Genomic DNA, 22,833 nt, shown 5'->3' on the forward strand with positions numbered 1-22,833 from the left:
GCCTGGTCTCTTGTTGGATAAGGGACAGCCGTACAAGGGAGCAGGCATTGAGTGACGGGCCGCTGATCGTTCAGTCGGACAAGACGCTGCTGCTGGAGGTGGATCACCCGAGGGCCGGCGAGTGCCGCAAGGCCATCGCCCCGTTCGCCGAGCTCGAACGCGCGCCCGAGCACGTCCACACCTACCGGGTCACCCCGCTCGCTCTGTGGAACGCCCGCGCCGCCGGGCACGACGCCGAACAGGTCGTCGACGCCCTCATCGGGTTCAGCCGCTACCCCGTGCCGCACGCGCTGCTCGTGGACGTCGCGGAGACCATGGCGCGGTACGGCCGCCTGCGGCTGGAGAAGCACCCCGTGCACGGCCTGGTGCTCGCCACCAGCGACCGCGCGGTGCTGGAGGAGGTGCTGCGCTCCAAGAAGATCCAGCCGCTGGTCGGGGACCGCCTCGGGGCCGACTCGGTGACCGTGCACCCCTCCGAGCGCGGCAACATCAAGCAGACGCTGCTCAAGCTCGGCTGGCCGGCCGAGGACCTGGCCGGATACGTCGACGGCGAGGCTCACCCGATCGACCTGCGCGAGGACGGCTGGGAGCTCCGGCCGTACCAGAAGGAGGCGGCGGACGCCTTCTGGCACGGCGGTTCCGGCGTCGTCGTGCTGCCCTGCGGCGCGGGCAAGACGATCGTGGGCGCGGCGGCGATGGCACACGCGCGGGCGACCACGCTGATCCTGGTCACCAACACGGTCTCGGCCCACCAGTGGAAGCAGGAGCTGCTGCGGCGCACCTCGCTGACCGAGGACGAGATCGGGGAGTACACCGGCACCAAGAAGGAGATCCGCCCGGTCACCATCGCCACCTACCAGGTCATGACCACCCGGAGGCAGGGCACGTACCGGCACCTGGAACTGTTCGACGCCCGCGACTGGGGGCTCGTCGTGTACGACGAGGTCCACCTGCTGCCCGCGCCGATCTTCCGGATGACCGCCGACCTGCAGGCGCGCCGTCGTCTCGGGCTGACCGCCACGCTGGTGCGCGAGGACGGCCGGGAGGGCGACGTCTTCTCGCTCATCGGGCCCAAGCGGTACGACGCGCCCTGGAAGGAGATGGAGAACCAGGGCTACATCGCCCCGGCCGAGTGCGTCGAGGTCCGGGTGACGCTCCGCGACGACGAGCGGCTGGCCTACGCCATGGCCGAGAGCGACGAGCGCTACCGGTTCTGCTCCACCACCCCCGCCAAGATCCGGGTCACCGAGGCGCTGGTGCGGCGGCACGAGGGCGAGCAGGTGCTGGTCATCGGGCAGTACATCGACCAGCTCGACGAGCTGGGCGAGCACCTGGAGGCGCCGGTCATCAAGGGAGAGACCAAGGTCAAGGAGCGCGAGCGGCTGTTCCAGGCGTTCCGCGACAAGGAGATCCAGGTGCTGGTGGTCTCCAAGGTCGCCAACTTCTCCATCGACCTGCCCGAGGCGGCCGTGGCGATCCAGGTCTCCGGCACGTTCGGCTCACGCCAGGAGGAGGCCCAGCGGCTCGGCCGGGTGCTGCGTCCCAAGGCGGACGGCGGGGGCGCGCTGTTCTACTCCGTCGTCAGCCGGGACACCGTCGACCAGGAGTTCGCCGCGCACCGGCAGCGCTTCCTGGCCGAGCAGGGGTACGCCTATCACATCATCGACGCCGACGACGTGGGCCAGGAGGACCCGGCGAGGTGACCGGTGGACGCCGTGTCCCGGGGCACGCTTCCCCGGGAGCACGTCCACGGTGAAGATCGACGGACGCCTGTCAGATCCAGGAAATGCCTGCGGGCCGTGTCACCACATCACCCCCTCGCGCCTGTACCGACATCACGGTGCCGTGATGGCGGCAATACCCACTCAGTACGGCGAATCACGCAATATGCGCATTTTTCACCTTGTCCCTGGTTTGTCGGTAAAAAGCGGGAAGTGTTACCAATTCTTCGGTGTGTGAGCAAGTCGCTACAGAACGCGCTAAATAAACGCGACATACAGCAATAAAGCACCCCGACAGCACCGCGCCTGATCAGCACCGCGTTTGAGCAGCACCGCGTTTGAGCAGCACCGCGCCCGGCACCCTCGGCAACAGGGTGCCCCGGCGCGCCGACGCACCAGGCAGGCGTCCGGGGCACAGCACCTCGGAGCCTCCGGCGGTCCAGGCAACGGACAACCCGGAACGCCGTGCATCCGGAAGCCCCCGGCCCCGGCGTCCCGCGTGCGGCGGCTCAGCGAACGGCCAGGCCGCCGAAGAGCAGGACCGCCAGCGCCGCGATCCACGCCGCCACGGCCACGCCGTACAGGGACTCGCGACGGGCGAACCAGGCGAATCCCATCGTCCCCGCCGCGACGAGCGCGACCAGTTCGGACAGCGAGGCCACCGGCGCCAGCCGATCCGCGCAGTCCGGCGATGGCTCCAGACCGGCGCAGAAGGCCGGCCGGCTCCAGCCGCCGAAGACCGCGAAGCCCCACAGCGTGGCGAGCAACAGGCTCACCGCCGCCAGGATCGCGGGAGGAACCGACGTGCGCGTCACCCGCGTAGAGATACCCAGGCAGGCCGACGGCGACACGCTAGAGAAATACCGTTTCGGCATCAGGGCGCCCGTCGCTAAGCTCTTGTCCTTCCGCCTCTCGTCCTTCCCGCCTCCGTCCTGTCCGCTGCCCGTCTTCAGTCCTCGGTCCTGCCCTCGTCGTGTACGGAGGAGTTTTCGCATGCCTGAGAATGTGCTCGAAGCCGAGCGCGCCCATCTCGCGGCCTCCCGCGCCGCGTTGCGGGCGATGCGTGAACACGCGCAGTCGCTGTCCGCGGACGCCGCCGGCGACTGGGTGTCGCAGCAGGTGCTCCAGGGCCTGCTCGACCAGCGCGTGGCCGCCCTGGCGGACCACCCGGACACACCTCTGTTCTTCGGCCGCCTCGACCGGTCGGCCGGCGACGACCTGCCGGACACCATCCACGTCGGCCGCCGGCACGTCCACGACGACAGCAGCCGGCCCCTCGTCATCGACTGGCGCGCGCCGATCTCCCGCGCCTTCTACCAGGCGAGCCCGTCCGACCCGATGGGCGTCGCGTTGCGCCGCCGGTTCGGCTACCAGGGCGGCGACCTCACGGCGTACGAGGACGAACCGCTGGACGGCCGGACGCTCGGGCAGAGCAGGCTCCTCACCGAGGAGATCGAGCGGCCCCGCACCGGCCCCATGCGGGACATCGTCGCCACCATCCAGCCCGACCAGGACGAGATCGTCCGCGCGGACCTCGGCGTGACCGTCTGCGTGCAGGGCGCCCCCGGCACCGGCAAGACCGCCGTCGGCCTGCACCGCGCGGCCTACCTGCTGTTCACGCACCGCGAGAAGCTGGCGAGGTCGGGTGTGACGATCGTCGGCCCCAACCGCGCCTTCCTGGCGTACATCTCCTCGGTCCTCCCGGCTCTCGGCGAGGTGAAGGTCGACCAGACGACCGTGGCGGGCGTCCTCGGCGAGCACGCGCATCCCGAGGACGCGGCGGTGGCGGCCGTGAAGGGCGACGCCCGGATGGCGGAGGTCCTGCGCCGCGGCCTGTGGCTGCACGTCGTCAAGCCGGTCGAGGGTGTGCTCGTCACCAAGGGCGTGAACCGCTACCGCGTGCCCGACCACGAGGTCCGGGAGATCGTCGCCTCGCTGCGCGGCACGACGAGGTACGGCCCGGGCCGCGCGATGCTGGCCCAGCGGCTCGCGCACGCCGTGCTCGTCCAGATGGAGCGCCGCGGCGAGTCTCCCGACGACCGTACACAGGACGCGGTGGCCCGCTCGAAGCCGGTCAGGGCCGTCCTCGACGCCGTGTGGCCCAGGCTGACCCCTCAGCAGGTGCTGCACCGCCTGCTGTCGGACGCCGAGTTCCTCGCGAAGGCCGCCCGGTCGGACCTCTCCGCGGAGGAGCGGGAACTGCTGCTGTGGCCCAAGCCGTACAAGTCGCACCGCTCGGCGAAGTGGACGGCCGCCGACGCCGCCCTCCTGGACGAACTCGGCGACCTCATCGAGCGCACCCCCTCTCAGGGCCACCTCGTGGTGGACGAGGCGCAGGACCTGTCGGCCATGCAGTTGCGCGCGCTCGGGCGGCGCTGCCGCACCGGTTCGGCGACCGTGCTCGGCGACCTCGCGCAGGGCACCACGCCCTGGTCGGCGCGGTCGTGGAAGACCGTGCTCGACCACCTCGGCCAGCCCTCGGGGGAGGTCACCGAGCTCACGCTGGGCTTCCGCGTGCCCCGCGAGATCCTCGATTTCGCCGCGCGGCTGCTGCCCTCCGTCGCGCCCGATCTCGCCCCGCCCCGCTCCCTGCGTCCCGGCGCCGGGTCGCTGTCCGTACGGCAGGTGCCCGACGTCGCCGCGGCCCTTCCGGAGACCGTGCGGGAGACGCTGGACCGCGAGGGCTCGATCGGCGTGATCGCGGCGGACGCGGCCGTACCGGCTCTCTCGGCCGCACTGGACACCGCCCGCGTGCCGCACACGGTGCTCGGCCCCGACGCGACGGGCGACGACCGGGTGCTGCTGGTGCCGGCCACGCTCGCCAAGGGCCTGGAGTACGACCACGTGATCGTGACCGAGCCCGCCGGCATCGTGGCCGCCGAGGACCGGGGGCTCGCCCGCCTCTACGTCGTCCTCACCCGGGCCGTGACGTCCCTGACCATCCTGCACGCCCACGATCTGCCCCCGGAGCTGACATGAGTGAGGAGCCGGCATGAGCGAGGTCACCCTGCGGTACGGCGGTCCCGGCGACGTCGACGCCGTGCTGCGGTTCTGGCTGGAGGCCGCGGAGAACACCGACCGGCACGACGACGCCGCCAAGGTCGCGGCGCTGGTCGAGCGTGATCCCGAGGCGCTGCTGATCGCCGAGATCGGCGGCCGCGTGGTCGGCACGCTCATCGCGGGCTGGGACGGCTGGCGGGCGAGCCTCTACCGGCTCGCCGTCGACCCCTCCGAGCGGCGCAAGGGCATCGGATCGCAGCTGATCCGGGCCGCCGAGGAGCGGTTCCGGAAGTACGGCGCGTTCCGGGTCGACGCGATGGTCCTCAACGACAACGCCCTGGCGCACCACGCCTGGACGGCGGCGGGATACACGATGCAGACCGACTGCGCCCGCTGGGTCAGGCGCCTCACCTGAGCCGTGGGGATCAGTCGTCGATCGCCTGGTAGAGCGTGGTCCAGAAGTCGTGGATGAGCCGCGCCGAGTCCGGGGTCGACATCCCGACCTGGGTGAGCAGGATTCCGGTGAGCTGCTCGTCCGGGTCGGCATAGGTCGAGGTGCCGCTTCCGCCGTCCCAGCCGAACTGGCCGACGGACGCGTAGTCGCCACGGTAGGTGCGCACCGCCATCCCCATGCCCCAGCCGCCGTGCTGCCCCTGGCCGAAGGACACATGGACGTTGTCGGCGGCCATGGCGGTGCGGGCGGCGTTCTGCTCGGGAGTGAGGCGGTTGGTGGTCATCAGCTCGACGGCGGGCCGGGACAGGATCCGTTCGCCCCGGTGCCTCCCGCCGTTCAGCAGCATCCGGAAATAGGCGTGGTAGTCGTCGACGGTGGAGACCAGCCCCCCGCCACCGCCCTGGAACGCCGGAGGCCGGCTCCACCGGCCCCCCTCGGCCTCGTCCCACACGGTGAACTCTCCGGTCCCGGGGTCGGGGGCGTAGAGGGTCGGCAGCCGGTCGATCTTGTCGGCGGGCACGTGGAAACCGGTGTCCTTCATCCCCAGCGGCTCGAAGACGCGTTCCCGCAGAAACGTCTCGAACGACCGGCCCGTGACCCTGGCGACGAGCACGCCGAGCAGATCGCTGCTGATGTGGTACTGCCAGCGCTCTCCGGGCTGGTGCATCAGCGGAAGCGTGCCGAGACGGCGGATCCACTCGTCCGGCTCGGGCATCGGCACCGGCAGGTCGGGCGTGAGCCCCTGCTCGAAGACCGCGCCCATGATCGGGGTGCCGAGCGACGTCATGTCCATGCCGAGCCCGAACGTGGAGGTGAGCAGGTCGCGTACGGTGATCGGCCGCCGCGCCGGCACGGTGTCGTCCAGCGGGCCGTCGATCCGCTTCAGCACCCGCCGGTCGGCCAGTTCCGGCAGCCACTGCTCCACCAGGTCGTCCAGCCGCAACCGGCACTCGTCGAGCAGGACCATCGCCGCCGCGACGGAGACCGGCTTGGACGTCGAGGCCATCCGGAAGATCGTGTCGCGGCGCATCGGCGCGCCGCCGTCGTGGCGCATCGTCCCGATCGCCTCGACGTGCGTCTCCTCGCCCCGGCCGACCAGGGCGACGAGCCCGGGAATCCGTCCCGAGTCGACGTGCCGTGCCAGCACCTCGCGCAGTCTGCGCAGCCCCGCCGCGGAGAAGCCGCCGTTGCCGTTTCCCATCATGAACCGCCCTATCCAGCGTTGTTCGCGAATCCCTGAACGCTCGCAAAGCTACATTGCATTCACAAAGTAGTCAACAAACTTTCCGGAAGAACGCCCAGATAGACCAGGTGTCACTGCCCTTTATTGCAATGACTGTGGCACTGAATGCAATAGGTGGACGGCCCATGCTTTGCAATGGGCTCAGGGTGAATGCATACTGTGCGGCGGGTGTGCGGGCGCGGAGCCGCGCATGCCGGCAGACAGGAGACGATTGCCGTGCCCGGAGGCAGACTCACCAACGAGGACCGTCAGCACATCGCCGCGGGGCTGGCCGAGGGACTCGGATACGCGGAGATCGGCCGGCGGCTGGGACGCCCCGCCTCGACCATCATGCGGGAGGTCACCCGGAACGGCGGACCGGACGACTACGGGGCAGACCGGGCGCACGAGGCCACGCGGCACCGGGCGCGCCGCCACAGGCAGGCACAGCCGCCGACGCCGCCGGTCCCCGACGGCGGCCATGGGCGTGATCCCCAGGCGGTGCGGGACTTCACGGAGTCCTTCACCGCCCTCCTCGTGGAGCAGGGGCTGCCCCGGATGGAGGCCAGGGTGCTGACCTGCCTGTACGTCACCGATTCCGGCGCTCTCACCGCCGCCGACCTGGTTGAGCGGCTTCGCGTCAGCCCGGCGTCGGTCTCGCACGCCGTCGCCTTCCTCGAACAGCAGGGAATGCTCAGGCGGGAGCGGGTTCCCGGCGCGCGGCGTGAACGCTATGTCATCGACGACGAGATCTGGGTGCGGTCCATCCTCGCCTCTCTGCGGATGAACGAGGCCCTGGCGGCCGCGTCACGGCGCGGAGCCGGGATTCTCGGGGCCACGACCCCGGCGGGCGCCCGCTTCGGGTCCTCCGCCGAACTTCTCGCCCTCGTGAGCGAGGCCTTCCGGCAGGTCCTGAAACAGTGGCGGCAGGGCTGACCGCCCGGCGCCCATACACGTGGGGAGACCGGGCGCAAGGGAAAGGGCGGCTCCCCCGAGGGGGAACCGCCCTTCCTGGTGAAGCGGGAGAGCAGGACTCAGAAGTCCATGTCGCCGCCGCCGGGCATGGCGGGGGCCTTCTCCTTCTCGGGCTTCTCGGCGATGACGGCCTCGGTCGTGAGGAACAGGGCCGCGATGGACGCCGCGTTCTGCAGCGCCGAGCGGGTGACCTTGGCCGGGTCGATGATGCCCGACTCGAACATGTTGACGTACTCGCCGGACGCGGCGTTGAGGCCCTCGCCCGCGGGCAGGTTGCGGACCTTCTCCACCACGACGCCGCCCTCGAGGCCGGCGTTGACGGCGATCTGCTTCAGCGGCTCCTCGAGCGCCTTGCGGACGATCGCCGCGCCGGTCGCCTCGTCGCCGTTGACCTCCAGCTTGTCGAACGCGTTGGCGCCGGCCTGCAGCAGGGCCACGCCACCGCCGGGGACGATGCCCTCCTCGACCGCGGCCTTGGCATTGCGGACGGCGTCCTCGATGCGGTGCTTGCGCTCCTTGAGCTCGACCTCGGTCGCCGCGCCGGCCTTGATGACGGCGACGCCGCCGGCCAGCTTGGCGAGACGCTCCTGGAGCTTCTCGCGGTCGTAGTCGGAGTCGGTGCGGTCGATCTCGGCGCGGATCTCGTTCACGCGGCCGGAGATCTGCTCGGCGTCACCGGCGCCGTCGACGATCGTGGTCTCGTCCTTGGTGACGACGATCTTGCGAGCGCGGCCGAGCAGGTCGAGGGTGGCGTTCTCCAGCTTGAGACCGACCTCCTCGGAGATGACCTGGCCGCCGGTCAGGATCGCGATGTCCTGCAGCATGGCCTTGCGGCGGTCGCCGAAGCCGGGGGCCTTGACGGCCACGGACTTGAACAGGCCACGGATCTTGTTGACGACCAGGGTCGCCAGGGCCTCGCCCTCGACGTCCTCGGCGAGGAGGACCAGCGGCTTGCCGGACTGCACGACCTTGTCGAGCAGCGGGAGCAGGTCCTTGTTCGCCGAGATCTTCTGGTTGGCGATGAGGATGTAGGCGTCCTCGAAGACCGCCTCCATACGCTCGGGGTCGGTCACGAAGTAGCCGGACACGTAGCCCTTGTCGAAGCGCATGCCCTCGGTGAGCTCCAGCTCCAGACCGAAGGTGTTGCTCTCCTCGACGGTGATGACGCCTTCCTTGCCCACCTTGTCCATCGCCTCGGCGATGAGCGCGCCGATCTCCGGGTCGGCGGCGGAGATGGAGGCCGTGGAGGCGATCTGCTCCTTGGTCTCCACGTCCTTGGCGAGCTTCGACAGCTCCTCGCTGACGCGCTCGACGGCGGCCTCGATGCCCTTCTTCAGCGACATCGGGTTGGCGCCGGCGGCGACGTTGCGCAGACCCTCGCGGACCAGCGCCTGGGCGAGCACGGTGGCCGTCGTCGTGCCGTCACCGGCGACGTCGTCGGTCTTCTTCGCGACTTCCTTGACCAGCTCGGCGCCGATCTTCTCCCACGGGTCCTCGAGCTCGATCTCCTTGGCGATGGAGACACCGTCGTTGGTGATCGTGGGGGCGCCCCACTTCTTCTCCAGCACGACGTTGCGGCCCTTGGGGCCGAGGGTCACCTTCACGGCGTCGGCGAGCTGGTTCATACCGCGCTCGAGACCGCGCCGGGCGTCCTCGTCAAACGCGATCATCTTGGCTGCCATTAGGCTAGACCTCCCAGTAGCAGGGTGTCTTCAACGGACCGAGCCGACGCCCGCGACGGCGTGGACCCGCTATCCCTGCGCGAGCCCCATCGCCCCGATCCCGGTTGTTGTCACTCTCGACCTCAGAGTGCCAAACAAGTATTTAGCACTCTACCCCCGAGAGTGCAAGCGGAAGCCACTCTGACCAGCTTGGACGAGGTTCCCGAACACCCGGACGAGCCCGGACGAGCCGAAGGCCCGGCCCGCGGAACGCGGACCGGGCCTCCAATGGTCGCTTGACGGGATCAGACGGCCCGTACGGCCTCCGCCTGCGGGCCCTTCTGCCCCTGCGTGATGTCGAACTCAACCCGCTGACCCTGCTCGAGGGCCTTGTAGCCGTCCATCATGATTGCCGAGTAATGGACGAACACGTCCTTCCCACCGTCTACCGCGATGAAGCCGTAGCCCTTGTCCGCGTTAAACCATTTGACGGTGCCCTGCGCCACTTCCGACTCCTCTTGCTGGGCTGGGGACCACACCCAAGAAGCCCCCGGTTTTGTCGATCGTCTTCGACCATACCCGTGTCAAGGCGTAGAACAACAGAGTCAATCCGCAAACTACTACGGCGCGTTCGCTCAAAGCGGTACAGACGATTATTCACTTTTCTACCGAAAGGTTGAGAGCTTCACCATTCGCTCTGGCGACATCTCACTTCCCCGGCGAGAGAAGTGCATGTCAGGTGCCCGGCGGCGGTGTCGCGGCTCAGCCCCCGGCGACGGCGGGGATGACCGAAATCTGTACCCCGTCCGGCGTGGCGGTGTCCAGCCCATCGGCGAAACGGACGTCCTCTTCTCCGACATAGACGTTGACAAAACGCCGGATCTTGCCCGTCTCATCCAGGATTCGACCTCCGATGCCCGGATAGTCCGCATCCAGCTTCTGCAGGACCTCACGGAGCGTTCCCCCCTCCCCGCTTACCTCCGCGACGCCGTCGGTGTACGTCCGCAGAATCGTCGGAATCCGCACGGAAACGCTCATTGTTCACTCGCTTTCGTTGCTGCCGATGGGCCTGTGATAACGCTTTCAGTTGGCGAATGCCGCACGGAAGGCGTCGAGGGAGGGACGGATGACCGCGGTTGGACGGGCCTGCTCGGCCACCGCGTCAAGTGTCTTGAGACCGTCGCCGGTGTTCAGCACTACGGTTTCGGCCTCGGGGTCGAGGCGGCCCTCGCGCACGAGCTTGCGCAGCACGCCGACCGTGACGCCGCCCGCGGTCTCGGCGAAGATGCCCTCGGTCCGGGCCAGCAGGCGGATCGCCTCGACCACCTCGCCGTCGTTCACGTCCTCCACCGCGCCGCCCGTACGGCGGGCGATGTCGAGCACGTACGGCCCGTCCGCCGGGTTGCCGATGGCCAGCGACTTGGCGATGGTGTCCGGCTTGACCGGCTGCACCACGTCCTGCCCGGCCTTGAACGCGCGGGAGACCGGCGAGCAGCCCTCGGCCTGCGCGCCGAAGATCCGGTACGGCCGCTCCTCGACCAGGCCGAGCTTGATCAGCTCGCGGAAGCCCTTGTCGATCTTCGTGAGCTGCGAGCCGGAGGCCACCGGGACGACGATCTGCTCGGGCAGCCGCCAGCCGAGCTGCTCGGCGATCTCGTACGCCAGCGTCTTGGAGCCCTCGGCGTAGAAGGGCCGGAGGTTGACGTTGACGAAGCCCCACTTCTCGCCCAGCTCGTCGCCGATGAGCTCGGAGCAGAAGCGGTTCACCTCGTCGTAGGTGCCGTCGATGGCGACCAGGCGGCCGCCGTACACGGCGGCCATGGTGACCTTGGCCGGCTCCAGGTCGGCGGGGATGAAGACGCAGGAGTCCAGCCCGGCCCTGGCCGCCGCGGCGCCCACCGCGCCGGCGAGGTTGCCGGTGGACGAGCACGAGAGGGTGTGGAAGCCGAAGGTGCGCGCGGCCTCCAGCGCGATCGCGACGACCCGGTCCTTGAAGGAGTGGGTCGGGTTGCCGGAGTCGTCCTTGACGTGCAGCGACCGCAGCCCCAGCTCGGCCGCCAGCCGGTCGGCCCGCACGAGCTTGGTCCAGCCGGGCTGCAGGTTGGGCTTGTCCGCCACCCCGGCGGGGACGGGAAGCAGGGAGCGGTACCGCCAGATGTTCGCCGGGCCCGCCGCGATGTCCTCCCGGCGGACCTCTCCGAAGTCGTACGCCACCTCGAGTGGGCCGAAACACTCCGTACAGGCGAAGACCGGGCCGAGGTCGTAGTGGGCGCCGCACTCGCGGCAGGACAGACCGGTGGCGGGGCCGAAGTCGGTGGCGGTGGTGGGGGTCGCGGTGCTGATGTGCGCCATGAAGCGAGGCCTTTCCCTCATCTTCGCTCGCGACCGCCCTGGCCGCGAGCCGGAATTGGCACCTGTCCCGGCCGGGCCTCGTGGGCACGAGTTCGACACCGGGGAGGTTGCCGGGGCTTCGCAGGGCCGGTCCCTCCACCCCTCTGGATGAGCATCTTCAGTTGTGGGACCTTCGAAAAAGGTCCTCCAGCACTGTACCCCGGCGTCCCCTGTGTCCGTTCCGCCGTCTCGGATGGCGAGACGGTTTGTATCAGCCGTAGGCCTCGCCGAGCGCGCTCTGCACGTACTTGCGCGCCTGGTGTATCCGGGACTTGACGGTGCCGAGGGGAATGCCGAGCTGGTCGGCGACCTGGGAGTAGTCGAGCTGGCAGATGTCGCGCAGCACGAGCGCCTGGGCGAGGTCGGGCCGCTCGGCCTCCAGCGCCTCCATCGCGTCGAGCAGGTCGAGCCGCGACCCCGCGATGACGCTCACCCGCCGCGGGTCCGGCCGCTGCTCGGGCAGCTCCTCCGCCTGCTCGGACGAGCGCCGCTTGAGCGACCGGTAGGTCGTCCTGGCGCAGTTCACGGTCACGATGTGCAGCCAGGTGCTGAACTTGGCCCGGCCCTCGAACCGGGCGATGTTGCGGGCCACGGCGAGCAGCGTGTCCTGCGCCGCCTCCTCCGCGTCCTGCCGGTACGGTAGTAGCCGCTCGCAGTGCCGCAGCACGTCGGGCTCGATGCGCCGCAGCAGCTCACCGAGGGCGCGGTGATCTCCCCGGGCGGCCGATCCGGCCAGCTCCTCGGTGACGTCGTCCAGTGCCATCCCGTTCCAGCCCTCCCGCGATCGGTTGACATCCTATTGATGGAGGTCCGCTTTTATTAATCTTCCGGCATGCGCGCCCGCTCTGATCGAGGGGAAACCCCAATGAGCAGCTCCGTCCTGATCGCGTCCAACCGGGGCCCGGTGTCCTTCACCCTGTCGGAGGACGGCGGCCTGACCATGCGCAGGGGCGGCGGCGGGCTCGTGTCCGGGCTGTCGGACGTGGTCAGGGACACCGACGTGCTGTGGGTCTGCGCGGCGCTGTCGGACGGCGACCGCGGGGCGGTGCGGCAGGCGCCGGGGGGCCGGCTCGACCGGGCGTTCGAGACGGGGCCCATCCGCATGCTGGACATCCCGCCCGCGGTCTTCCACCGGGCCTACAACGCGGTGGCGAACTCGACCCTGTGGTTCGTCAACCACCTGCTCTACAACACGCCCTTCTCCCCCGAGTTCGGCACCCGGTTCGCGCGTGAGTGGGAGTCGTACCGCACCTACAACGGCGCGTTCGCGCTCGCGCTGGCGGAGGAGGCCACGCACCGGGCCCGCGTGATGGTGCAGGACTACCACCTGACGCTCACCCCCGCGATGCTCCGGGTCGAGCGGCCCGACCTGCGCATCGGCCACTTCTCGCACACGCCCTGGGCCCCGCCGGAGTACTTCGCGCTGCTGCCCGAGGACGTCGCGGCGGAGGTGCTGTCGGGCATCCTCGGCGCCGACCACGCCGGCTTCCTCACCGCCCGCTGGGCGCGCGCCTTCATGGACTGCTGCGCCGCCCTGCTCGGGGCGCGGGTGGACCACGCGGCCCGTACGGTGACCTGGGGCGGCAGGACCACCCGGATCGGCGTGCACCCGCTCGGGGTGGACGGCGACGCGCTGCGGGCGCGGGCGGCCGAACCGGACGTCGAGTCGCACATGGCGGCGATCAGGGACCACGTCGGCGACCGCAGGCTGATCGTGCGGATCGACCGCACGGAGCTGTCCAAGAACATCGTCCGCGGCCTGCGGGCCTACCAGGAGTTCCTGGAGGGCCATCCCGAGTGGCACGGACGGGTGGTCCATTTGGCGTTCGCCTACCCCTCCCGGCACGACCTGCCGGAGTACCGCGAGTACACAGCGGCCGTGCAGCGGTGCGCCAAGGAGATCGAGGACGAGTACGCCACCGAGGACTGGGACCCGCTGATCCTCAACGTCAACGACGACTACCCGCGCTCGCTCGCGGCGTACCGGCTGGCCGACGTGCTGCTCGTCAACCCCGTCAGGGACGGCATGAACCTGGTGGCCAAGGAGGGCCCGATCCTGTCGCCCCGGTGCGCGCTCGTGCTGTCCCGCGAGGCGGGCGCGGCGGCCGAGCTCGGCGCCGACTCCCTGCTGGTCAACCCGTTCGACGTCACCGCCACGGCGGCGGCGCTGCACGAGGCGCTGACGCTGCCGGAGGAGGAGCGCCTCGACCGCGGCCTGCGGCTGCGGGAGGCGGCCACCGCGCTGCCGCCGCGGCGCTGGTTCGACGACCAGATCGCCGCGCTGCGCTGAGACGCACCGGCGACGGCGGCGGCGCTCAGTTCCAGGTGGCCTTCTTGAGGATCCCGTCCAGGCCCGGGGTGTTCCACTGGTCGACGATCAGGATCTTCGACGTGGGCAGATACCACTCGCGCTGGCTGTAGCGCATCTTCACCCTGAACTTCTTGTCGACGCAGGTCCCCGCCCACGCGTGGTAGTCCGCTCGGTGACCCGCCCCGACCTTCCGCAGCCCCTTGCCGGCGAGCTTCATGGTGCCCTTGTACAGGCGGACGGTCCTCGGGCAGACCGAGACGTCGGTCGCGGGATCGAACCCGTACCTGGGGTTGTAGGACTGGAACGTGTGGTTGCCGATCTTGAGGGCCTTCGGGCCCAGCACCCAGAAGCCGTGGCACCCCGCGTCACGGAAACCGAAGTCCATGGTGCCGAGACTGGGGCACGAGCCGGTGACGACGCGGGTCCAGTCCGTGCCGGCCTGGACCGCCTTCCACGACGCGGGGATGGTGAGGGTCAGGCCCTTGCGCAGGTGGACCTGCTTGGTGCCGCTCGCGGACGCCGCGGAAGGAGCCGCCAGGGTGGCCGTCAGCACGGCCAGCCCGGCCGCCGCGGTCGCAATGGTCTTTCCGATCATGTCTCCTACGGTAGGCCAGGCCACTTGGAGACGACTTGCGGGGCGATGCCGGCGAGAGGTCAGTGCCAGGTGGCCTTCCTGAGGGTCCCGTCCAGGCCGGGGGTGTTCCACTGGTCGACGATCAGGATCTTCGACGTGGGCAGGAACCACTCCCGCTGGTGGAAGTGGGCCTTGACCTTGAACTTCGTCATCGTCACGCACGGCCCCGCCCAGTCGCGGTAGTAGGCCTTGTGCCCCGGCCCGACCTGGCGCAGCCCCTTCGCGACGAGCTTGGTCTGGCCGATGTAGAGGTTCTTCCGCACCGGGCAGGGCCCGACGTCGGTGGCCGGATAGAACGGCCCGTCCGGCGTGTACGCGTTGAACAGCTCATGGCCGATCTTGATGGCCTTGGGACCCAGGACCCAGAAGCTGTGGCACCCCGAGTCGCGGAAGCCGTAGTCCGCGGTGCCGCGCGTGGGGCACGAGCCGGTGATGACGCGGGTCCAGTCCGTGCGGACGGCGTCGACCCGCCACGAGGCGGGGATGGTGAGCGTGAGGCCCTTGCGCAGGTGTACCTGCCTGGTGCCGCCGAGGTCGCTCGCGGACGCCGCCGCGGGAGCCACCAGGGTGGCGGCCGCGAGGGCGGCGGTCAGCACGGCGAGCCCGGCCGGGATGGTCTTCCGGTTCATGTCCGGAACGTTAGACCTGCCCGCTTGCAGACCGCTTGCCAAGCGATTCCACCAGGTCGCCGAGGAGGGCCACCACGCCGTCGGGGCCGTCCACCACCAGGTCGGCGCGTTCCGCCAGCTCGGTCACCTCGGCGGACCCGCTGCACACCCGTACGCCGGGCAGGCCGGCCTCCTCGACCGCGGCGAAGGCCGCGAGGTCGCCGAGGTCGTCGCCGGCGAACATGACCGAGCGTGCGCCGCGCTCGGCGAGGAAGGCCGACAGCGCCCGGCCCTTGTCCATGCCGCCGGGCCGCAGTTCCAGCACCATGCGGCCCGGCTCGACCGCGAGCCCGGCCTCCCCGGCCAGCGCCGCGACCGGTCCGCGCAACTCCTCCAGGGCCGCGGCGGGGTCGGCGCACCGCCGGGTGTGCACGGCGACGGCGTGGCCCTTGTCCTCGATCCACGCGCCCGGCAGCCCGGCCACGAGATCGGGCAGCCGGGTCCGTACGAGGTCGAGCCCCGGCGGCGGTGGCGGGGCGGTCACGCGGCCGTCCTCCCAGCGTTCGAGGCCGTAGTGACCGAGGATCACCAGGCCGGGCACGTCCCCGAGCGACGGCCCGCCGGGGACCTCCCCCAGGCCGATGGCCGTCAGGGGCGGCCGGCCGGTGACGACGACCACGGCGCGTACGAGCGGGGCGAGCGCGGCCAGCACGCCCGGCACCGCGGGGTGCACGCGGGCGGCGGCGGGGTCGGGGACGATCGGGGAGAGCGTGCCGTCGTAGTCGAGCCCGATCACGGCGCCTGCCGGGTCGGCGACGATCGCGTCGAGTCCTGGGTGCGCGGGCAGTGTCATGGCCTCGTTCCGGAGAAGTGGTCGGGACGCTTCGGCGCGCCGTGCGGGGACGGTGAGCGGGTGTCTCAGGGGTGCATGCCGAACCTGCGGGCGGAGCGGTCACGCCGCCGGCCGGCCCTCATCCGGCGCAGTCGCTTGACCAGCATGGGGTCGTGCTCCAGCGCCTCCGGCCGGTCGATCAGCTCCCCGAGTAACTGGTAGTACCGGGTGGCGGAGACGCCGAAGGCCTCCCTGATCGCCTGCTCCTTGGCGCCCGCGTACCGCCACCACTGACGCTCGAACGCGAGCATCTCGCGGTCGCGGTCGGAGAGGTCGAGCCCGTCGCCGCCGGTCGGTTCGGTGTCCATCCGCTCCTCCTCGATCGGCCGCGAGCCCGTCCCTCATGGTAAAGGGACGCACGACGTTGGACGACCCGGGGTGTGCAGAGGAGAGCGGCCGACGTAGTGTCACGTGGTGTGAGCTCTGTAATCACGCTTCTTACCGACTACGGGCTGGAGGACGGGTTCGTCGCCGCGTGCCACGGCGTGATCGCGGGCATCGCACCGCAGGCTCGGATCATCGACGTGGGTCACCTCGTTCCCGCCGGGGACGTGCGGCGCGGCGCGGCCATCCTGGCGCAGACCCTGCCCTATCTGCCGGCCGGCGTCCACCTCGCCGTCGTCGATCCCTCCGTCGGCGGCAACCGCCGCCCGGTCGCGGTCGAGGCGGGCGGGCGGGTGTTCGTCGGCCCGGACAACGGCGTCCTGTCGTGGGCCGTCCGGGCCGCCGGCGGCGCCGACGCGGCCTACGAGATCACCAACAGGGAGCTGTTCCTGGCCAACGTCTCACCGACCTTCCAGGGACGCGACCTGTTCGCCCCGGTGGCGGCGCACCTGTGCGCCGGCCGGGCGGTGGCCGACGTGGGACCGCCGATGCCGGTGGACCGCCTGGTGACCCTGCCCGCCCCGACCTGCCGCCTGCGGGACGGCGCGGCGGAGGGCGAGGTGCTGTCGGTGGACCGGCACGGCAACGTCCAGTTCTCGATCACCGCGACCGACCTGGCCGAGATCGGCGTACGGCTCGGCGACACCCTGGCCGTGTGGCTGGGCCGTCGCCAGGTCGCGGTGCCGTACCGGGAGACCTTCACCGCCGTGCCGCCGGGCGACCTCGTGGCGTTCGCCGACTCCGCCGGCCTGGTCGCGATGGCGATCAACGCCGGGGACGCCGCCGACCGCCTGGGCCTGCCCCCGGGCGCGCACGTACGGCTGTCGCCCGGGCGCTGACCCGGCGGCGGGTCTCCTACTCGGCGTTGACCACGTCGCGGGCCTCCGCGAAGTGGCAGGCGCTGGGATGCGCGCTGCCCGGGCGGGCCTCCAGCGCGGGCTCCTGCTCGGCGCAGATGTCCTGCGCCTTCCAGCAGCGGGTGCGGAAGTGGCAGCCCGACGGCGGGTTGGCCGGCGAGGGCGGGTCGCCCTGCAGGATGATGCGCTGGCGGGTCTCCCGGCCCTCCGGGTCGGGCACCGGCACCGCCGACAGCAGCGCCTGCGTGTACGGATGGGTCGGGCTGTCGTAGATCTCGGCGTCGTTCCCGAGCTCGACGATCTTGCCGAGGTACATCACCGCGATCCGGTCGGAGATGTGGCGGACCACCGACAGGTCGTGCGCGATGAAGATGTAGGCGAGGTTGAACTCGTTCTGCAGCCGCTCCAGCAGGTTCATCACCTGCGCCTGGATCGACACGTCGAGGGCGGAGACCGGCTCATCACAGATGATGATCTCCGGCTGGAGCGCGAGGCCGCGCGCGATGCCGATGCGCTGACGCTGGCCGCCGGAGAACTGGTGCGGGTAGCGGTTGATGTGGTCGGGGTTGAGGCCCACGACCTCCAGCAGCTCCTGCACCCGCTGCCGCCGGCCGCCCTTCGGCGCGACGTCCGAGTGGATCTCGAACGGCTCGCCGACGATGTCGCCGACCGTCATCCGGGGGTTCAGCGAGGTGTACGGGTCCTGCATCACCATCTGGATGTTGCGGCGCATCCGCTTGAGCTCGGCGCCCCTGGCGGTGGTGATGTCCCTGCCGTTGATCCGGACCGAGCCCGACGTGGGCCGCTCCAGCGCCATCAGCAGCTTGGCCAGCGTGGACTTGCCGCAGCCCGACTCGCCCACGACCCCGAGCGTCTCGCCCTTGCGCAGGTCGAAGGAGACCCCGTCCACCGCCTTGATCGCGCCGACCTGCCGCTTGAAGACCACGCCGTAGTTCAGCGGGAAGTGCTTCACCAGGTCGCGGACTTCGAGGATGGGCTCAGCGGGAGCCGTCATCGAGAACCTCCCTCCAGTAGTGGCAGGCGCTGCCGCGGGTGTCGCTGACCGTGTACAGCGGTGGGACGTCGGTCACGCAGTTCTCCTTGCGATACGGGCACCGCGGGTGGAAGGCGCAGCCGGTGGGCATGTCGAGCAGGTTCGGCGGCATGCCCTTGATCGCGTACAACTCCTGGCCCTTGAGGTCCACCCGGGGGATCGACTCCAGCAGGCCCTTGGTGTAGGGGTGGGCGGGAGCGCGGTACCCGTCGAAGACCGAGGCGTGCTCGACGATGCGCCCGCCGTACATGACCGCGATCTTGTCGGCCACGTCGGCGACGACGCCGAGGTCATGGGTGATCAGGATCAGGCCCATGTCGCTTTCCTGCTGCAACTCCGCCAGCAGTCCCATGATCTGCGCCTGCACGGTCACGTCCAGGGCGGTGGTGGGCTCGTCCGCGATCAGGATCTCCGGGTCCAGCGCGATCGCCATCGCGATCATGATGCGCTGGCGCATGCCGCCGGAGAACTGGTGCGGGAAGTCGTCGACCCTGGACTTGGCGCCCGGGATCCTGACCCGGTCCATGAGCTCCACGGCCTTCCTGCGGGCGTCCCGCTTGGACATGCCCTGGTGGACGCGGAACATCTCCCCGATCTGCCAGCCCACGGTGAACACCGGGTTGAGCGCGGACAGCGCGTCCTGGAAGATCATCGCGATCCGGCGGCCGCGGATCTGGCTGTGGTCCTCGTCCCGCATCGTGAGCAGGTCGGTGCCGTGGAACCGGACCTCCCCCTTGGGGATGCGCGCCGGCGGCATGTCGAGGATGCCCATGATCGCCTGCGCGGTGACCGACTTGCCGGAGCCCGACTCCCCGAGCACCGCGAGCGTCTCTCCGGCGTTGACCGAGTAGGAGACGCCGTTCACGGCCCGTACGACGCCCTGGCGGGTCTGGAACTCGACGTGCAGGTTGTCCACGGCGAGCAGGGGTTCGTCGCCCGCGCGTTCCGCCGGGAGCAGATGCGTGTCGACAGATGGGTTCTTCACTTGCCGCCCCTCTTATCGAAGCTTCGGGTCGAGCGCGTCGCGGACGGCGTCGCCCAGCATGACGAACGCCAGCACGGTGATGCTCAGGAAGAGCGCGGGGAAGATGAGCGGTTCCGGCGCCTCCAGAAACCGGCGCCGGGCGTCGCCGATCATCAGGCCCCACGAGATCGCCGGCGGCTGGACGCCCACTCCCAGGAAGGACAGGCCGGCCTCGGCGGCGATGAAGACACCCAGGTTGAGGGTGGCCGTCACGATCACCGGGGCGATCGCGTTGGGCAGGATGTGCCGCACCATGATCCGGCCGGGCCCGGCGCCCAGCGCCCGGGCCGCGGTGACGTAGTCCTGGTTCTTGGCCGAGATGACCGCGGCCCGCATGATCCGCAGGATCAGCGGCCAGGCCAGCACGGCGAGCGAGAGGACCACGATCCAGGCTCCGGCGTTCTCCCGGCCGGCCACCGACAGGAACAGCAGCGCGCCGAGCACCGAGGGGATCGCGAAGAAGATCTCGGCGATCCGCGACAGCAGCACGTCGACCCAGCGGCTGTAGTAGCCCGCCAGCAGGCCGAGCCCGCCTCCGACGATGGCGCTGATCAGCGAGGTGGCGATGCCGACGATGACCGAGACCCGGGCGCCGTAGATGACCCTGGAGTAGGTGTCGCAGCCGAGGTTGTCGGTGCCGAACCAGTGCTTGGAGGTGATGCCCTCCCGCGCGTTGCTCAGGTCGCAGGTGGAGGGGTCGTAGGCGTTGACGGACGAGAACAGCGACGGGAAGGCCGCCATCAGGATCAGGATCAGCACGAGGATCGATCCCAGGATGAAGACCTTGTTCCGGCGGAGGTCGTGCCAGGCGTCCGACCACAGACTGGCCGGCCTGCGGGCCTTCTCCGGCTTGGCGTCCTTGTCCTTGGCCGATTCGGCCACAGTCGCGTTACTCATAGCGGATCCGGGGGTCGAGGACGGCGTACAGCAGGTCGACGATCAGATTGGCCAGGACGTAGACCAGGACCAGTACGGTCACGATACCGACCACCACCGCGTTCTCACGCAGGTAGACGGACTGGAAGAGCTGCTGGCCGATGCCGGGCAGGTTGAAGATCGTTTCGGTGATGATCGCCCCGCCCATCAGCGTGCCCAGGTCGGCGCCCAGATAGGTGATCAGCGGGATGAGCGAGTTGCGCAGCGCGTGCCGGCCGAGCACCCGTCGTCGTGGCAGGCCCTTGGCGACGGCGGTGCGGATGTAGTCGGCGCGGAGCGTCTCCATGAGGCTCGTCCGGGTGAGCCGGGTGAGATAGGCGATCGAGAGCCCGGCCAGCACCAGGCCGGGCACGATGTAGCTCCGCATGCCGTCCTGGATCCCGGCGACGGGGAAGAAGTCGATCCCGGTGTTCTGCTTCAGCTTCACGCCGAGCACGAGCTGCAGGACGAACCCGCTCACCAGCGTCGGGATCGAGACCAGCAGCAGGGTGAAGGCGAGCACCGCCTGGTCCTGCCACCTGCCCCGGCGGAGCGCCGCCCACAGGCCCAGCCCCACGCCGATGACCGCCTCGAACACGAGGGCGGTGATCGAGAGCTGGAAGGTCACCTGGAACTTGCCCTGGAACAGCGAGGACACCGGCACCCCGCGGAAGGTGGTGCCAAAATCACCGGACACGATGTCGCGGATGTAGTACCAATACTGGACGAGCAGCGGATCGTTCAGGTGGAACTGCTCGCGCATGCGCGCCACAAGCTGGGGGTCGAGACGCCGGTCCCCGCCCAGGGCCGCGATGGGATCACCCGGCAGCGCGTAGACGGTGGCGAAGAGCAGGAACGTGGTCCCCACCAGTACAGGGATCGCCTGCAGTAGGCGTCTGATCACGTAGCGACCCATGAGGTCTCCCGGTCATGAACAGGGGCAGCCCATTCTGTCTGTCATGGACTGCCCCTGAGGATGGTCGACTACCGGGGGGCAGATCAAGGACCGCCCCCCGAATAGCTCTTCGGTCAGGCCCGCTCGACGTTGAAGACGTCGATGCGCTCGAACGGGTCGATCTTGACGTTCTTCACGTTCGAGGAGAACGCGCCGTTCGTGGTGTAGAAGTAGATCGGCACGTACGCCATCTCCTTCAGCGCCAGGTCGTCGGCCTGCTGGTAGAACTTCACGCCCTCGTCGAGGGACGCGGCGGAGTCACCCTTGTTGAGCAGCTCGTCGAACTCCTTGTTGGAGTACTGGACGTAGTTGGAGCTGCCGCCGGTCCCGAAGATCGGGCGGAGGTAGTTCTCCGGGGACGGGTAGTCCATGATCCACGCCATCCGGAAGGCGCCCTTGACCTTGCCGTCGCCCAGGTCGTTGAGGATGTCGGCGAACTTCTCGTACGGCTTGACGCTGACCTCGACCTGGAGGTTGGTGCGGATGTTGTTGGCGACCGCCTCCATCCACTCCTTGTGGGCGCCGTCGGCGTTGTAGCTCAGGTCGATGGACTTGACGTCCTTGCCGCCGTTGGAGTCCCAGAGCGACTTGGCCTTCGCGGGGTCGAAGGTGCACGCCTCGCCGCAGGCGCCCTTGCGGTAACCGGCGACGACCGGGCTGATGTTGTCGTCGGCGGGGACGCGGGTGCCGGAGAAGACCTTGTCGGTGATGGTCGCCCGGTCGATCGACATCGAGATCGCGGTGCGCAGCTCGCGGCTCTTGGCGTACGCGTCACCGCTCTTGATGTTGAATCCGAGCCAGCCGATGCCGGAGGAGGGCTGCTCGATGTAGCGGTCGCCGAACTCGGCCTTGGCGCCGCCGATCTGCTCCGGCGGCAGCTGGTCCATGATGTCCAGGTTGCCGGCCCGCAGGTCGTTGTACGCGGTGTTCAGGTCGGTGTAAATCTTGTACTGGAGCGCGTCGACCTTGGCCTTGCCCTCCTTGAAGCCGTCGAAGCGGGCCATCTCGACCGTCTGGTCGGTCCCGCGCTTGTACGGCTTGCTCATCTTGAAGGGGCCGTCACCGATCGGGTTCGAGCCGTAGTCGGCCTTCAGCTTGCCCTCGGACTCGAAGGCGGCCTTCGGCAGGGGGTAGAAGGCGGTGTAGCCCAGCATGGTCGGGAAGCCCGAGTAGGGGTGGGTGAGCTCGACCGAGATGGTCTTGTCGTCCACCGCCTTGAGGCCCGACAGCGTCGTCGCGGTGGGCTCGGCGGCCTTCTTCGGGCCCTCCTCGCCGTCCGGGTCCTGCGGGTTCATGGCGTCGTAGCCCTTGAACACCGAGAAGAAGTAGTTGGACTGCTGCTGGTTCGGCCCGTAGGCCGTGTAGTTCCAGGAGTCCACGAAGTTCTGGGCGGTGACCGGCGTGCCGTCGTGCCAGGTGTAGCCGTCCTTGAGCTTGATCGTCCAGGTGGTCTGGTCGGTCGAGTCGATGGACTCCGCGATCCGGTTGACCGGCTTCTTCTGGTCGTCGTAGTCGACGAGACCGATGAACAGCGCGTTCAGCACCTCGGCGCCGCTGGTCTCGCCGGTGTTGCCCGGAATCAGGTCGTTCTGCGGCTCGGCGATCTCGATGCGGACCGGCTGCGCGGCGGAACCGGAGCCGGAGCCTGAGTTGTCGGACCCTCCACCACCGCCACAGGCGGCCACGGCGAGCGCCAGCAGCGCTGCTCCGGCGGTAATCCTTACGCCCCTAGTCACACGCATAGCGGATCTTGGTCCTCCCTCTAGGATGGGCGT

Annotated in this window: 22 protein-coding genes and 1 riboswitch; of the genes, 6 read left to right on the forward strand and 16 right to left on the reverse strand. The window is 69.8% G+C overall.

Annotated elements, in window-relative coordinates; genetic code table 11:
* The first annotated feature begins 47 nt into the window (after positions 1-47).
* Positions 48-1,703, forward strand: coding sequence for a DNA repair helicase XPB (locus HHX40_RS32225; protein ID WP_182883588.1), 1,656 nt, complete (start codon positions 48-50; stop codon positions 1,701-1,703).
* A gap of 527 nt (positions 1,704-2,230) precedes the next feature.
* Here HHX40_RS32225 and HHX40_RS32230 read toward each other — a convergent pair.
* The gene (locus tag HHX40_RS32230; RefSeq protein ID WP_117410016.1) at positions 2,231-2,536 is read right to left on the reverse strand and encodes a hypothetical protein; all 306 of its coding nucleotides are present in this window, start codon (positions 2,534-2,536) and stop codon (positions 2,231-2,233) included.
* A gap of 178 nt (positions 2,537-2,714) precedes the next feature.
* On the opposite strand from HHX40_RS32230, the gene HHX40_RS32235 reads away from it, so the two are divergent.
* Together HHX40_RS32235 and HHX40_RS32240 are read left to right on the forward strand one after the other, a co-directional pair.
* Positions 2,715-4,700 (forward strand): HelD family protein, encoded by a 1,986-nt coding sequence (locus tag HHX40_RS32235; RefSeq protein WP_182883589.1) that lies wholly within the window; start codon positions 2,715-2,717, stop codon positions 4,698-4,700.
* Positions 4,701-4,713: 13 nt separating this feature from the next.
* Positions 4,714-5,136: a GNAT family N-acetyltransferase gene (locus tag HHX40_RS32240; RefSeq protein WP_117410014.1), complete on the forward strand. Its 423-nt coding sequence runs from the start codon at positions 4,714-4,716 to the stop codon at positions 5,134-5,136.
* A gap of 10 nt (positions 5,137-5,146) precedes the next feature.
* On the opposite strand, the gene HHX40_RS32245 is transcribed toward HHX40_RS32240, so the two are convergent.
* Positions 5,147-6,376, reverse strand: coding sequence for a serine hydrolase domain-containing protein (locus tag HHX40_RS32245; RefSeq protein ID WP_182883590.1), 1,230 nt, complete (start codon positions 6,374-6,376; stop codon positions 5,147-5,149).
* 258 nt (positions 6,377-6,634) lie between these two features.
* Between HHX40_RS32245 and HHX40_RS32250 the strand changes: the two genes are divergently transcribed.
* Positions 6,635-7,333, forward strand: a complete 699-nt coding sequence (locus tag HHX40_RS32250; RefSeq protein ID WP_182883591.1) for a GbsR/MarR family transcriptional regulator — start codon at positions 6,635-6,637, stop codon at positions 7,331-7,333.
* Between the two features lie 98 nt (positions 7,334-7,431).
* Here the strand turns inward: HHX40_RS32250 and groL are convergent, their stop codons facing one another.
* From groL to HHX40_RS32275, 5 genes are all read right to left on the reverse strand, one after another.
* On the reverse strand, positions 7,432-9,054 hold the full coding sequence (groL, locus tag HHX40_RS32255; RefSeq protein WP_117410012.1) for a chaperonin GroEL: 1,623 nt from the start codon (positions 9,052-9,054) through the stop codon (positions 7,432-7,434).
* A gap of 284 nt (positions 9,055-9,338) precedes the next feature.
* Positions 9,339-9,539: a cold-shock protein gene (locus HHX40_RS32260; RefSeq protein ID WP_030509192.1), complete on the reverse strand. Its 201-nt coding sequence runs from the start codon at positions 9,537-9,539 to the stop codon at positions 9,339-9,341.
* A gap of 256 nt (positions 9,540-9,795) precedes the next feature.
* Positions 9,796-10,071 (reverse strand): MoaD/ThiS family protein, encoded by a 276-nt coding sequence (locus tag HHX40_RS32265; protein WP_182883592.1) that lies wholly within the window; start codon positions 10,069-10,071, stop codon positions 9,796-9,798.
* A 45-nt stretch (positions 10,072-10,116) separates the two neighbouring features.
* Positions 10,117-11,385, reverse strand: coding sequence for a threonine synthase (thrC, locus tag HHX40_RS32270; RefSeq protein WP_182883593.1), 1,269 nt, complete (start codon positions 11,383-11,385; stop codon positions 10,117-10,119).
* Positions 11,386-11,399: 14 nt separating this feature from the next.
* Positions 11,400-11,539, reverse strand: a riboswitch (SAM riboswitch).
* A 96-nt stretch (positions 11,540-11,635) separates the two neighbouring features.
* Positions 11,636-12,187, reverse strand: coding sequence for an RNA polymerase sigma factor (locus HHX40_RS32275; RefSeq protein ID WP_117410009.1), 552 nt, complete (start codon positions 12,185-12,187; stop codon positions 11,636-11,638).
* A 102-nt stretch (positions 12,188-12,289) separates the two neighbouring features.
* On the opposite strand from HHX40_RS32275, the gene HHX40_RS32280 reads away from it, so the two are divergent.
* Positions 12,290-13,714, forward strand: a complete 1,425-nt coding sequence (locus HHX40_RS32280) for an alpha,alpha-trehalose-phosphate synthase (UDP-forming) (RefSeq protein WP_117410008.1) — start codon at positions 12,290-12,292, stop codon at positions 13,712-13,714.
* Positions 13,715-13,739: 25 nt separating this feature from the next.
* Here the strand turns inward: HHX40_RS32280 and HHX40_RS32285 are convergent, their stop codons facing one another.
* From HHX40_RS32285 to HHX40_RS32300, 4 genes are all read right to left on the reverse strand, one after another.
* Positions 13,740-14,330 carry a hypothetical protein gene (locus HHX40_RS32285; protein WP_182883594.1) on the reverse strand — a complete coding sequence of 197 codons (591 nt, stop codon included), beginning with the start codon at positions 14,328-14,330 and terminating at the stop codon, positions 13,740-13,742.
* Between the two features lie 59 nt (positions 14,331-14,389).
* A complete protein-coding gene (locus HHX40_RS32290) occupies positions 14,390-14,998 on the reverse strand; it encodes a hypothetical protein (RefSeq protein WP_182883595.1) in 609 nt (202 codons plus the stop codon).
* Between the two features lie 10 nt (positions 14,999-15,008).
* Positions 15,009-15,830: a trehalose-phosphatase gene (gene otsB, locus HHX40_RS32295; RefSeq protein WP_182883596.1), complete on the reverse strand. Its 822-nt coding sequence runs from the start codon at positions 15,828-15,830 to the stop codon at positions 15,009-15,011.
* Positions 15,831-15,895: 65 nt separating this feature from the next.
* Positions 15,896-16,177 carry a DUF3263 domain-containing protein gene (locus HHX40_RS32300; protein WP_117410004.1) on the reverse strand — a complete coding sequence of 94 codons (282 nt, stop codon included), beginning with the start codon at positions 16,175-16,177 and terminating at the stop codon, positions 15,896-15,898.
* Between the two features lie 108 nt (positions 16,178-16,285).
* Between HHX40_RS32300 and HHX40_RS32305 the strand changes: the two genes are divergently transcribed.
* A complete protein-coding gene (locus tag HHX40_RS32305) occupies positions 16,286-17,092 on the forward strand; it encodes an SAM hydrolase/SAM-dependent halogenase family protein (protein ID WP_182877947.1) in 807 nt (268 codons plus the stop codon).
* A gap of 16 nt (positions 17,093-17,108) precedes the next feature.
* On the opposite strand, the gene HHX40_RS32310 is transcribed toward HHX40_RS32305, so the two are convergent.
* From HHX40_RS32310 to HHX40_RS32330, 5 genes are all read right to left on the reverse strand, one after another.
* Positions 17,109-18,125: an ABC transporter ATP-binding protein gene (locus HHX40_RS32310; RefSeq protein ID WP_117410002.1), complete on the reverse strand. Its 1,017-nt coding sequence runs from the start codon at positions 18,123-18,125 to the stop codon at positions 17,109-17,111.
* Entirely contained in the window at positions 18,109-19,149 is a 1,041-nt protein-coding gene (locus HHX40_RS32315) for an ABC transporter ATP-binding protein (RefSeq protein ID WP_310738380.1), read from the reverse strand. Before HHX40_RS32315 ends, HHX40_RS32310 begins: the two co-directional genes overlap by 17 nt.
* A 12-nt stretch (positions 19,150-19,161) precedes the next feature.
* Positions 19,162-20,085 carry an ABC transporter permease gene (locus HHX40_RS32320; RefSeq protein ID WP_117410000.1) on the reverse strand — a complete coding sequence of 308 codons (924 nt, stop codon included), beginning with the start codon at positions 20,083-20,085 and terminating at the stop codon, positions 19,162-19,164.
* On the reverse strand, positions 20,078-21,019 hold the full coding sequence (locus HHX40_RS32325; protein WP_117409999.1) for an ABC transporter permease: 942 nt from the start codon (positions 21,017-21,019) through the stop codon (positions 20,078-20,080). Before HHX40_RS32325 ends, HHX40_RS32320 begins: the two co-directional genes overlap by 8 nt.
* A gap of 113 nt (positions 21,020-21,132) precedes the next feature.
* Positions 21,133-22,800 (reverse strand): peptide ABC transporter substrate-binding protein, encoded by a 1,668-nt coding sequence (locus tag HHX40_RS32330; protein ID WP_182883597.1) that lies wholly within the window; start codon positions 22,798-22,800, stop codon positions 21,133-21,135.
* Positions 22,801-22,833 lie beyond the last annotated feature (33 nt).

The sequence above is a fragment of the Microbispora sp. H10949 genome, from assembly GCF_014161435.1.
Classification (GTDB): domain Bacteria; phylum Actinomycetota; class Actinomycetes; order Streptosporangiales; family Streptosporangiaceae; genus Microbispora; species Microbispora triticiradicis.

Coding starts and splice junctions, on each gene's coding strand:
- groL (WP_117410012.1), bottom strand. CDS start 9,054: ATGGCAGCCAAGATGATCGCGTTTGACGAGGACGCCCGGCGCGGTCTC.
- HHX40_RS32310 (WP_117410002.1), bottom strand. CDS start 18,125: ATGACGGCTCCCGCTGAGCCCATCCTCGAAGTCCGCGACCTGGTGAAG.
- HHX40_RS32320 (WP_117410000.1), bottom strand. CDS start 20,085: ATGAGTAACGCGACTGTGGCCGAATCGGCCAAGGACAAGGACGCCAAG.
- HHX40_RS32275 (WP_117410009.1), bottom strand. CDS start 12,187: ATGGCACTGGACGACGTCACCGAGGAGCTGGCCGGATCGGCCGCCCGG.
- HHX40_RS32300 (WP_117410004.1), bottom strand. CDS start 16,177: ATGGACACCGAACCGACCGGCGGCGACGGGCTCGACCTCTCCGACCGC.
- HHX40_RS32235 (WP_182883589.1), top strand. CDS start 2,715: ATGCCTGAGAATGTGCTCGAAGCCGAGCGCGCCCATCTCGCGGCCTCC.
- HHX40_RS32240 (WP_117410014.1), top strand. CDS start 4,714: ATGAGCGAGGTCACCCTGCGGTACGGCGGTCCCGGCGACGTCGACGCC.
- otsB (WP_182883596.1), bottom strand. CDS start 15,830: ATGACACTGCCCGCGCACCCAGGACTCGACGCGATCGTCGCCGACCCG.
- HHX40_RS32290 (WP_182883595.1), bottom strand. CDS start 14,998: ATGAACCGGAAGACCATCCCGGCCGGGCTCGCCGTGCTGACCGCCGCC.
- HHX40_RS32325 (WP_117409999.1), bottom strand. CDS start 21,019: ATGGGTCGCTACGTGATCAGACGCCTACTGCAGGCGATCCCTGTACTG.
- HHX40_RS32245 (WP_182883590.1), bottom strand. CDS start 6,376: ATGGGAAACGGCAACGGCGGCTTCTCCGCGGCGGGGCTGCGCAGACTG.
- HHX40_RS32280 (WP_117410008.1), top strand. CDS start 12,290: ATGAGCAGCTCCGTCCTGATCGCGTCCAACCGGGGCCCGGTGTCCTTC.
- HHX40_RS32330 (WP_182883597.1), bottom strand. CDS start 22,800: ATGCGTGTGACTAGGGGCGTAAGGATTACCGCCGGAGCAGCGCTGCTG.
- thrC (WP_182883593.1), bottom strand. CDS start 11,385: ATGGCGCACATCAGCACCGCGACCCCCACCACCGCCACCGACTTCGGC.
- HHX40_RS32285 (WP_182883594.1), bottom strand. CDS start 14,330: ATGATCGGAAAGACCATTGCGACCGCGGCGGCCGGGCTGGCCGTGCTG.
- HHX40_RS32265 (WP_182883592.1), bottom strand. CDS start 10,071: ATGAGCGTTTCCGTGCGGATTCCGACGATTCTGCGGACGTACACCGAC.